This window comes from Candidatus Phytoplasma pruni (assembly GCF_013391955.1).
GTDB lineage: Bacteria > Bacillota_I > Bacilli_A > Acholeplasmatales > Acholeplasmataceae > Phytoplasma.
Genome location: NZ_JABUOH010000013.1, coordinates 1 through 10,914 on the forward strand (window position 1 = coordinate 1; position 10,914 = coordinate 10,914).

At 27.3% G+C, this 10,914-nt stretch carries 7 protein-coding genes; 2 read left to right on the plus strand and 5 right to left on the minus strand.

The features are described from left to right. Together HR065_RS00420 and gtfA are read right to left on the minus strand one after the other, a co-directional pair. Positions 1 to 1,410: coiled-coil domain-containing protein (locus HR065_RS00420; protein WP_218644374.1), on the minus strand; the 1,410-nt coding region annotated here is incomplete at its 3' end. A gap of 642 nt (positions 1,411 to 2,052) precedes the next feature. Further along, a complete protein-coding gene (gtfA, locus tag HR065_RS00425; RefSeq protein WP_178733951.1) occupies positions 2,053 to 3,516 on the minus strand; it encodes a sucrose phosphorylase in 1,464 nt (487 codons plus the stop codon). Positions 3,517 to 4,442: 926 nt separating this feature from the next. Here gtfA and HR065_RS00430 point away from each other — a divergent pair. Next, entirely contained in the window at positions 4,443 to 5,174 is a 732-nt protein-coding gene (locus HR065_RS00430; RefSeq protein ID WP_178733952.1) for a YitT family protein, read from the plus strand. 292 nt (positions 5,175 to 5,466) lie between these two features. On the opposite strand, the gene HR065_RS00435 is transcribed toward HR065_RS00430, so the two are convergent. The 3 genes from HR065_RS00435 to HR065_RS00445 all read right to left on the minus strand — a co-directional run bounded on the left by HR065_RS00435 (position 5,467) and on the right by HR065_RS00445 (position 10,046). Continuing rightward, positions 5,467 to 7,605, minus strand: a complete 2,139-nt coding sequence (locus tag HR065_RS00435; protein WP_178733953.1) for an ABC transporter ATP-binding protein/permease — start codon at positions 7,603 to 7,605, stop codon at positions 5,467 to 5,469. A gap of 420 nt (positions 7,606 to 8,025) precedes the next feature. Continuing rightward, positions 8,026 to 8,550, minus strand: coding sequence for a hypothetical protein (locus HR065_RS00440; RefSeq protein WP_178733954.1), 525 nt, complete (start codon positions 8,548 to 8,550; stop codon positions 8,026 to 8,028). Between the two features lie 92 nt (positions 8,551 to 8,642). After that, positions 8,643 to 10,046: a hypothetical protein gene (locus HR065_RS00445; protein ID WP_178733955.1), complete on the minus strand. Its 1,404-nt coding sequence runs from the start codon at positions 10,044 to 10,046 to the stop codon at positions 8,643 to 8,645. A 300-nt stretch (positions 10,047 to 10,346) separates the two neighbouring features. Here HR065_RS00445 and HR065_RS00450 point away from each other — a divergent pair. Then, a partial coding sequence (locus tag HR065_RS00450) for a hypothetical protein (RefSeq protein WP_178733956.1) occupies positions 10,347 to 10,914 on the plus strand: 568 nt, incomplete at its 3' end.

Genomic DNA, 10,914 nt, shown 5'->3' on the forward strand with positions numbered 1-10,914 from the left:
ATCAACAGGTTTAACTTCATCAGTTTGAGAATCTTCAGGTTTTGTTTCAGTTTTAACTTCATCAGATTGAGAATCAGAAACTGGTTCGTTTTTTCCAGGAGTAGAATCTTCAGGTTGAGTATCTACAACTGTCCCATCGCCCTCTTCTTCATCATTTTCATTGTCTTCATCATGTTCTTCTTGTCCGTTTTCTTGATCTTCTTGGCCTTCTATTTCGTCTGTTAATTGTTCGTTCGTTTCTTCTGTTGTTGTTTCAGAGTCATTTTGTCCGTTATTGTGACCATTTATTTCTTCTTCAGAAAACATTGAGCATTGTTGTTCTTGTTGTTCATTATTTTCTTCTGAATTTGGTGTCGATAATTGTTCCAATGTTTCATTATTTTGAGTTTGTGTTTTCGCAGTAGTAGTGTAATAAACGGAAATAGTGTTGCTATTAAAATATTTCGAATTTGTTTTAACCACTTGAACTCTTGCTTTTGTTGTTGGCATACTACGACTAAATGTTATTTCAACTTTATTCATTAAAAGATCAGGGTTGCGTTTTGAAATCGCGTTTGAAACTTCTAATATTGTTGGTTTATCAGGGTTTTCACATTCTATTTTGCCTAAATCTGTTTTTTGAAGAACATCCGACAGTTTTTTCTTCGGAAGGATGCGATTATATTGATTTATTGTTTTCCATTTTTCTTCTAAAACTCCCTTTAAGTTGGTTAAGTTTTGTTTTTTTGTCAAATCTTGAGTTACTAAATTTAAAGCTGATGCGTAAAATTGTTGCCTTTGATAATCTAATTTTTCTAAAACAAAATCGGAAATAAATTTATTTTTCTTTAGATAATTGGCTAATTTAACTTCTGAATCAATAGCGTCAATCATTTTGATTTCAAGCGCTAATTGTCTGTTAAATTCTGCTTGTTGTTCTGGAGTTCTTCCGGTTAAATTTTTTCCGTTTTTAACTTCTAACATTTTTAAAAAAATATCGTTTTGTATTAATTCTTTGATTTTTTCTTTAAATTCTTGTATTTCTTCGCTTTGTTCTGTACTCATTTGGCTTTTTTTAGGCTTTAACGAAGGGATTGTTACCGATGAAGTGGGCATTATTCCTCTCCATTTTGAAGAATTTGTTCCATTTGAAGATGTTCTTGTTAATTTTTTGGGAGAATTTGTTTGAGTTTTCTTTTTTTCTTTTGATGCTTCTTTTTTTGTTGGCGTTGTTGCCTCACGTGTAGGACTAGAACTACCATCATTTTGGTTGTTGCCATATTTATAACCACCAGCAGGGTCAAAACCCACAGAAACCGGAAGCAAATGACAATTAAAAGCTAAAATAAAAATAGTTAAAAATAAAAAGAAAGAAATTATTTTTCTAAATTGACTTTTAATAAATTTTTTAAATTTAATTTTACTTATCATGAATTATCATCTTTCTACATTAAATTATTATTAATAATTTAGTAATTTTTTTTAATCATGCTAATGAAATTGTTGCCATTATGTTTAAAAAATTGAATAATATTTTTTCACAAAGAGAAATAATAAAATTAAAAAACCAATTATTATTATATTTATTGAAGCATCAAAACTATGTCGGCGATAATCCTTTTTAACAACTATTACAGTTTCCCAAAAAAAGTTTTTGACAAACGCAATCTTTCCTGTTTTGTTAAAAGATAAAATTATGGCCTATTATTATTTAAAAACACTATTTTATATTATACACAAAAAAAAAGAATACTATTATTTAAAAAAAATATTTTTTTTCAAAATAAACTAATTTAAACTAAAAAAGGCGAAAAAGAAAGTTATTGTTTAGCAGTCTAAGTGTCGCAATACTAATACCTTCATAATAAAAAGGATAATGATCTTTTTTAGGGGAAAAAACTACTTTTAAAGGTTTTATAAAACAGAAGAAAATAAAGAAAAAACCACCTCCAAGATGGTTTTAGATACTAAATTAACACTCTTACCTTTTATAAAAAAATTTTTTTAAAAAAATAAAAAAATCAGTTATCTTTGCTAAAAGATAACTGATTTATAAAACTTTTTGGAAAAAAGTTAATAATTTTTAAATATTTCTTGACCGTTTTCAGTAATTAAGAATTTTTTTGTTTTAGCGTCAGCTTCTAAAATAGCTGTAGTTTGGCCAGCTTTATCTTGACGCACAATTTTAATTTTGTGGTTCTCTAAGTTTGGTTCTACGCTAATAGAACCATCTAAATCAAAAGCGTGGCTAGTGTTACGCCATTGTAATAATTGAAAGAGGTTTTTCACCACAGGTCTTTGAACTACTGTTTTGATCTCTTCACGAGAATAGTAATGACGGTTAATATTACGTCCTTCTTTAGAAGATTCTAACAATTTAATATCGTTTTCACCCGCTAAAAGACCTACGTAATAAACTTGTGGTATTCCTGGAGCGAAAATTTGAAAAGCACGACTTAATAAATAACTATCATCATCATTCGCTAAAGCAGAATAATAAGTAGAATTGATTTGATAAATATCTAAGTTTTTATAAGAAACGGAGGAATAGATTTTTTTCACATTCACCCCCATTTTATATATTCTTTCTGTGGTATATTTAATCTCATCATCAGTTAAAAGATCAAAAGCATCGACCACTCCGATACCATCATGAGTATCTAAAGTCGTAAATTGTTTCATCGGGGATTTCATTAACCAAGCTTTTAAACGTTCTGTTTTACCGGAATATAAAGTATAAAGAACAATTAATGGTAAAGCGAAATCATAAATAAAGTAACCGTGTTGGCTTATTTTATGAGAAATAACATAATTTTCATGAATTTCAGGTAAAAGTAAAGCTCCTGATTGACTAATGATATTACTCACATCTGTTAATAAGTTCCAAATATCTGGTTCTAAAAAGAAACAAGTGGTATTGGCTTTTTTATAAACATAAGCAAAAGCATCTAAACGGATTAAACTAGCGCCTTTTTCGACCATATTGTTTAAAGTATCTTTAATGAATTCTTTTGCTACTTCATCATCAACGTTAATATCGATCTGATCTTCACCAAAAGTATTCCAAAGATGTTCTTCTTGGTTATTCGCGAATTTAATTTTTTGAATAGGAGCTTTATCTTTACGTTTATAAATTAAATCAACATCTTGTTGAGTAGGACGGTTTTTACCTTCTTTAGCCCAAAATTTTTCCCAACGAAGAAAGAAATTATTATATTTAGAGTTTTCATGATTTTGTTGAAAATCTTTATACATAACGGATTCTTTGGAAATATGGTTGATCATAAAATCAAACATTAAATAATATTGTTTTTTTAATTCAGCAATATCATCCCAATCTCCAAAAGCGGGATCAACGATATTATAATCATAAGGCGCGAATCCTCGGTCACTTGTGGAAGGGAAAAAAGGTAAAATATGAATCCCACCGATTGTGTTCTGTCCTAAATCTTCTTTTAGAACTTGATTTAATTCTTTAAGATTTTTTCCTAATGAATCAGGATAAGTAATTAACATTACTTTATTTTGAATCTTCATTAATTTATTTCCTTTATTCAGAATATCTTTAATATAGTTAATATTGTTTCAATATTCAAATTATTTTTTTTCTATAAATTATTATTAAACTAATTATCATATTTATTATATGGTATAAATTAATTTTTTTTATAACTAAAAAACAATATTTTCGTTTTAGCTATTAATTTAATGACCTAAAACCTATATAGTAACAATCTTTTTTTATTATGAAAAAGACAACATTTCTTATAAACAATGTTTTTATTAGGTTTTTCGAGTAATAATGATAATTTTTTTTACTAAAAGAGTCATTAAACTTCAAGTTATGATGTTATTTGACTTTCGTAATACTATCTCTTAACAAGAGTACTTTTGGTAATTCTTTTTTGCTTGCTTTTGACTCGCTATTAAGAGTAATATAAAAATTTAATAATAAAATATAATTAATAACATTTTTATTTTAACAAATTTTATTTTTTTTTATTGATTAAAGATAGGTTAAAAAGTTTTTTTATCTGTTAAAAAAGCTTTAAAAGAGTCATCTTTTTTCTTAAAAGTAAGTTTTTTCTTCCAAAAGTAGGCCCAATCAAGAAAAAAAACAGTTTTAAAAAGACCATTTTTAGGAGATAAAAAAATTAAAAGGACGGAAAATTGCAATTTATTTTGAATTTTGTTATAATATAAATTGTATTTAAAAATGAAAATAAATTTTTAAACTGCTTTTTCCCTTATTTTTATTAGTGAAATTTATTATAAATGAAATTCATTAAAATACAGCTAATATTTTTTAACTCGAATTATATGATATGTATATTTATTAATTATTTTTTAAAATATAGATTTTTTTATTATTTTATAAAAATAGATATATTATTTTTTATTTATTTTTTCAAAACTGGTTTAGGCAAAGTTTTAAAAAATAAAAGAAAGTGTGAATAATTAAAATGAAACATAAATCGGAATTATTTCAAATTATTTTAGGAGCCTTTATTTTAATTTTCGGGATTCACTTCTTAGTGCAACAAGAAAAATTAACTATGGGCGGAACAGAATCCTTTTTAAATTTCTTAGACAGCATTTTAAAAAATGTTTGTCATTTGGATATAAACAAATTTTTCGGTCATCCTTTCACAGTCGATTTAGTCTATATTGTGACTTTATTTTTAGGATTACATTTTTTAGGTAAAAAATTTTTTAAAAAATCTTTATTAGTGACTTTTTTAATTATCACTTTTACCACTTTATTAAGTTCTTTTGAAATTTTTAAATTTAAAATTTTTGACTCTGTTTTCCCTTTTTTAGAAGACAAAGGTCATTTTAGAACCGCTTTGGTTTATTTATTAGCCAGCCTGATTCTGGGAACAGGGACAGGTTTAATTTTCAAAAACAAAGCTTCTATGAGTGGAACAGGTGTGGTTCAAAACATCTTAAAAGATAAATTAAAAATGCCTTTTTGGTTGATTTTATTTTTAACTGATGGTTTAGTGATCTTTTTGTCGTTTTTAATAGAATTATCAACTCATCAAAGTTTAATGATAAGCGTTGTCATTAAATACGCCTTCTCTTTTGCTTCTCTTTTTGTTTCTATCTATACAATTAATAAAATAGCTTTTAGCAACAAAAAGAACAAAAAAAAGAGAAAAAAGCTTTCTAATCAAAAGAAAACTACCAAATAAAAAAACTACTGCAAAGTAGTTTTTTTATCTTTTTAACCCTTAAAAGGGTTTTTTTACTCTTTATAAGGTTTGTATTGTACAACAATATTTTTAAAAACTTTAAATACCTCTTATGGAAATATTATAAAAGAACGTTTATTTAACGAATTTAGCGCTTAATGGAAGAGAAATAACGAAGAGATGATAAATTATATCAACTTTCATTAATACGACCGTTAAAGGCCTAAAAAAGGACTCTCTAAAGAGTCCTTTTCTTTTTATCATAAGTACTTTATATCAAAGAGTTCTAATATCATCTCATAGCTTCAATAGGTTTTTTATGAGCGATTCTTAAAGTTTGTCCTAAACCAGACACAAAGGACACTATAAAAGTGATCAAACCAACGTAAAGTATTTCTTTAGCCCCAAATTCCACTATATCAACCCAAACTAAGGAAGAAATAACCTGATTACCGTAACAAATCACTGTTTTGATCGCTAGAACGGCTATCAGGAAAATCATCAAAGCAATGATTAAAATTTCTTGCATGAAAATCATAATCACATCAAAACTACTTGCTCCAATAGCTCTTAAAATGCCAATTTCCTTTTTTTTACTTTGAACACTAGAAGAAATGAAGTTAAACATTAACACGATAGAAAAGATCGTATAATTGATACTTAAAAAGACAAATAACAAGGTTATCATTTCAAAAAGGGGCTCCACAGCGTCAATAAATAACACCATCGGAATTGAAGATAAGGTATGACGTGAATAATGAGTATTAATAATGGAATCTAGATCTTGTTCCTCTATTTTTTGCAAATTACCTATTAACTTATTGATATATAGATTTTCTGCGTTCTTTTGGATAAAATCTTTAGAAACAAAAACCATATTTTCTAATCCTTCTGTTTTAAACAATTTATATAAATTGTGTAAAGTGATTTTAACCACGTTGATGATGGGATTATCATACATTTCTTTGGTTTCTGCGGGAGTTAAATTTTTGACACTTTCAAAACGTTCTTCATCGCTTTCGAATTCAAATAAACCATAATTATCAATTTTGTTTTGTTCCAAATATTGTTTTAAAACATTATCTTTCAAATAACGAGAAATTAAAATTTTATGCGTCTTTTCGGGTCCCTTGGTGTTAGGAACAGCTTCGGATGCATCCTTTTTAGGAACCACTTTTAAACCTAATTCTTTCAAAAAAGCGTCATTTTGAGGATCGTATTCAATAACGCGCACTAAAGTCACTTTTCTTTGGGGATCATAATCGCTCACTGGGGCGTTTTCTAAAGCTTGGTTTTGAGCCTGTATTTGTTCTCTTAATTGAGTAGGTTTAGGCAAAGGAGTAGAGAATAAATTTAATAGAGTTAAAATGTATTCTTCTAAAGGAGTCAAATTATTGGTTAATTTATATTTTCCTTTATAATCGGTGAAATTGTATCGCAATTGATATACTTTTTTAAATTGAGCACTAGGATTATTGTTAATTAAATTATCAGCTGTTTTTTCATCATTTATATCCACTATTAAAGGAATATGAGGATCTTTTTTCGCGAAAGAACGTTTAATAATATCGCGTTTATTAAAAGAGGCGAAAGACAAAGCCACCCCTAAAAAGATTAACGCAAAAGCGGATAATAAAATATTGAAAAAGAGATTAGCTGGTTTATGTTTAACAGCATTAAGAGCGAATTTAAAAGACCTTTTAAAGGGTAAAAAAGAATAAATAGGCTTATATTCATTATTAACTAAAACTTCGTTTTCAGGATTTAAAACAGTTTTTATTTCGTCTTTGATGATCTGTCCGTCTTTAATTTCAATAATCCTATCAGCGTATTTATGAGCGAAATTCAAATCATGCGAAACAATGATAATTAATTTCTCTTTGGATAATTTTTTTAAAATTTCGATAATTTGTTTGCCGGTTTTGCTATCTAAAGCGCCTGTCGGTTCATCGCCCATAATAATTTCCGGGTTTTTGATTAAAGCACGAGCAATAGATATTCTTTGTTTTTGTCCCCCGGAAAGTTCATTAATTTTACGATGAGCGAAATTATCTAAACCTATTTTGGTTAAGATATCTTCTACCATCTGCGGATCAGCTTTTTTTCTTTGCAATTCTAAAGCAATACTAATATTTTCAAAAACACTTAATTCCGGTAATAAACTATAATCTTGAAAAATAAAACCCACGGAAGAATTACGAAAAGCGTCAAAATCTTTTTGACGAAATTTTTTAGTAGATTTATTTTTAAAGATTATTTCGCCTTCATTATAATTATCCAAACCACCTAAAATATTCATTAAAGTGGTTTTACCGCTCCCTGATTTACCGACAATAAAAACCATCCCTTTATGCGGTAAAGTTAAATTAATATTATGCAAAATAGTGTTTTTATTTTTATAAGTTTTAGATATATTAATTAATTTTAACATCTTAACTTCCCCTTCGTTTGTATTTTATCGGACCAAAGAAAAAACCAACTAATATTAAAAGTCTTCTTTTATATTTTATCTTGAAGAAAAGGTTAAAAAAGCTGAAAAGAACACTAACCTGCCAAAAGAGAAAACTAAAAAATAATCCTTTAAATTTATCTTATATTATAACTTAGATTTAACCAATTGGAAAGCAAAATAAAAAAAATATTTTTCACCTATAAAAGGTTTAAAATGTTTTATACCCCTAAAAAGGAAGAAAAAAATCCTCTTTTTCATAAACCTTCTTTTGGGTAATTGATAAGAAGGATGAAAAATTAAAGGATTTTTTTATTGATTAATGGTGTTTTTTATTGTTGTTTATTTATTGGATATTTATATAGATGTTTCGATAGATGAAGGAATTAAAAGGCTTGTCTTTTATGAGGAAACAGTTGTTGGCGGTTGAGGCGGAGGAGTATTGCTATAATATCCATAAGAATAGATGGATTGTAAAAAAGCATCATCAGTAGTTCCGACAAGAATATCGTTGAAATACCAATCATCTAAAAACCAACCTTTTTTATATTTATATTGGATGGAACCGTCAGCAGAAGGCTTTATCTCATCATCAATGATAATACCTTTTAAGACGATGCCTTTATAGTCTTGCGAATTAGTATATATTTTACCATCGGAACGTCCTAATTTTTCTCTCACTTCGTTTGCTGTGTATTTGGTATGAGGTTTAAAATCGCATTGATCTTTCCATTGATGGAGGGCTTTTAGATAATCTTTTTCATCTGAAAGTTTTTGTTCGCCTTTTGTTAAAGTCTCTTTGATGGGTTTTTCTATGGTTATTCTATGGATTAAAACGCACCAAATAAAAAGAGATAATAACATCAAGGAAGTAAGAAGAGTGGAGATGATAAATGGTCTAGATTTGATTAATTTTTTTAAGTTCATGAAAAAGCCTTTCTTTGATTGATTATTATATATCTTTTTTTAGGATTTACAATAGTTTAGGATGATAAAAAAATCCTATAAATAGGATCTGGTTATTTTTTAGGCGGATATGGATATGTTTGCTTTACAGTAGAACCGTTATTTTCATATTCAGTATATTTAACTATTTCGCCTGTATCTTTGTTGTATTCGTATTTATTTTTTACTTTGTCAGTCGCTTGAGGCCAGTAATGCGTCTCTTGGGTTTTTTTGCCTGTTTGAGTGTCATATTCGTATTTAATTTTGTCTTTGACTGTTTGATCGGACCAATAATGAGTTTCTTCTTTTTTACGTCCTTTATCGTCGTATTTGTATACAATCTTTTCTTTGACTGTGTTATCGGACCAATAATGAGTTTCTTTTGTTTTAGGTCCTTCAGTGCCGTATTCGTATGTAACATATGTTTTTAACTCATTTTTTTGATTATTTTCAGAATAATTGTAATATTCTATTTTTTCAATTCTATCGTTTTTATCGTAACTAGTTACGGTTTCTTTTTTGTCGTCAGTTGTGTTCACATTATCATGTTTAAATTGAATAAGTTTCTTTATTTTTGCTTTTTCTGTTGAAGTGTCTAATATACGGGTAAAATTTTCTTTACCTTCGTAATAATCGGTATATTCAATTTCTTTGTCGGTTGTTAAATTATATTTTTTAACCCATTGTGTGATTTTTTCTGCTACTCCTTGTGTTGCTGCTCTTTCTTTTATGCATTTTTCTGTTTTAATGTTCTTTTGTTTGTCATATTCATAAGTAGTTATCGTTCCGGCTTTATTGTCAACTTCATTGAGTTTTTTTTCTTGCTTGCTTCCTTCGAAAGTTTGAGTATACCAAACAATTTGATTATTATCGTATTTGTGGATTGTGTTTGATTCTATGTTTTGTCCGTTAGCATCATAATATTCAATTTTATCGATTAGTCCGTTAATCATGTGAGTTTTTTCATTTAATTCAGCATGTTTTTGGTAATAAACATTTTTAACTTTTTTATGGCTATTTTTCTCTTTTTGTTCGTCAAATTTAATATAACCATCTGTGTCCAAATGGTAAAAATGATCATATTGCGAATCATAAACGTTATTAGGACTGCCGAATGCCGGATCATTTCTATAAGAAGCAGTCACTTCGTTTGCTTCTTTATTTGTAGATTTATCAGGTTTATTTTCACCATTACCATTTTGCGGTGTTTTTTCGGAATAAGCTCCTTTAAATAAACCTTTACCAACATTCCCATTACCATTAACTTCGGAAATACCGTCTTTTTGTGAACCTATTTGCGGCACAATAACCTTTTTATCCACTTTTTGAGAGTTATTCTTGTCTTCTGTTGAAGGAGATTTTTCTCCTGGATTGTTATTTCCAAACATATAAACACTAAAAATAATTGCTACAAAGAAGGATAATAAGGTTAAAATTAGTATTACTTTTTTTGACGTTAATGGATTGGTTTTTTTCATTTGGTTTTTTCTCTTTCGTTTAAACTTACCTTTATTATACGGTTTTTTTAATTTTTTACAAGGTTTTATGATAATTAAATTTATTTTTTAAAAAGGTAGAAAAAGACTCTTTAAGAAAAGAGTCTTTTTTGGGTTAAAAAATTATTTTCATTTTAGGAGGAACAATGTCTCAATTAGTGTGAGAAAATTTTTTTATCGTTTTTTTTCACTTTTTAGCGTTATATATATATATATATATGTTATTATTAAGAATATTTATAAAAAAATATAAAATTTTAAAGAAGAAAAGGAAAAATAAATATGTCATTAGAAAAATTTAAAAATAAAAAATATAGAAATGTTTCATTCATTATTATTATTTCCATTTTAACTCTTTCTACTCTTTGTATGGTTTTTTATTCTTTTAGTCTCTCTCATGAAAACCAAGCTTTAAAACAACAAAATAACCAATTTAACAATGAAAAACAAGAACATAAAAATAAATTTTTAAACTTTAAACCTTCTTCCGAAACAACACAAAGTCAACCATTTTTTTTAACCCAAGAACAACTTCCTCTTTTAAATGATGAATTCTTACAAATTTTAAATGAAGAACAAGTTAAAAATATCTTACCCGAAACCATTCCTAAAATGAAATGGGAACTTTTAAAAACTAAAACACATTTTTTAACCAAAGAACAATTACAATATCTTTCTCAATATTCTCCCAAATTTTTAGGAGATTACACTCCTTATAATTTTTTTAATCATCATGAATCTTTTGTTAAAATGAGTCCTGAAAGCCTTCCTTTAATTCCTCCTTTAGGTCTTTCTCAAGTTAAACCTCAAACTTATAATCAATTATCAAAAGAACAAATCCAAGCTTTTA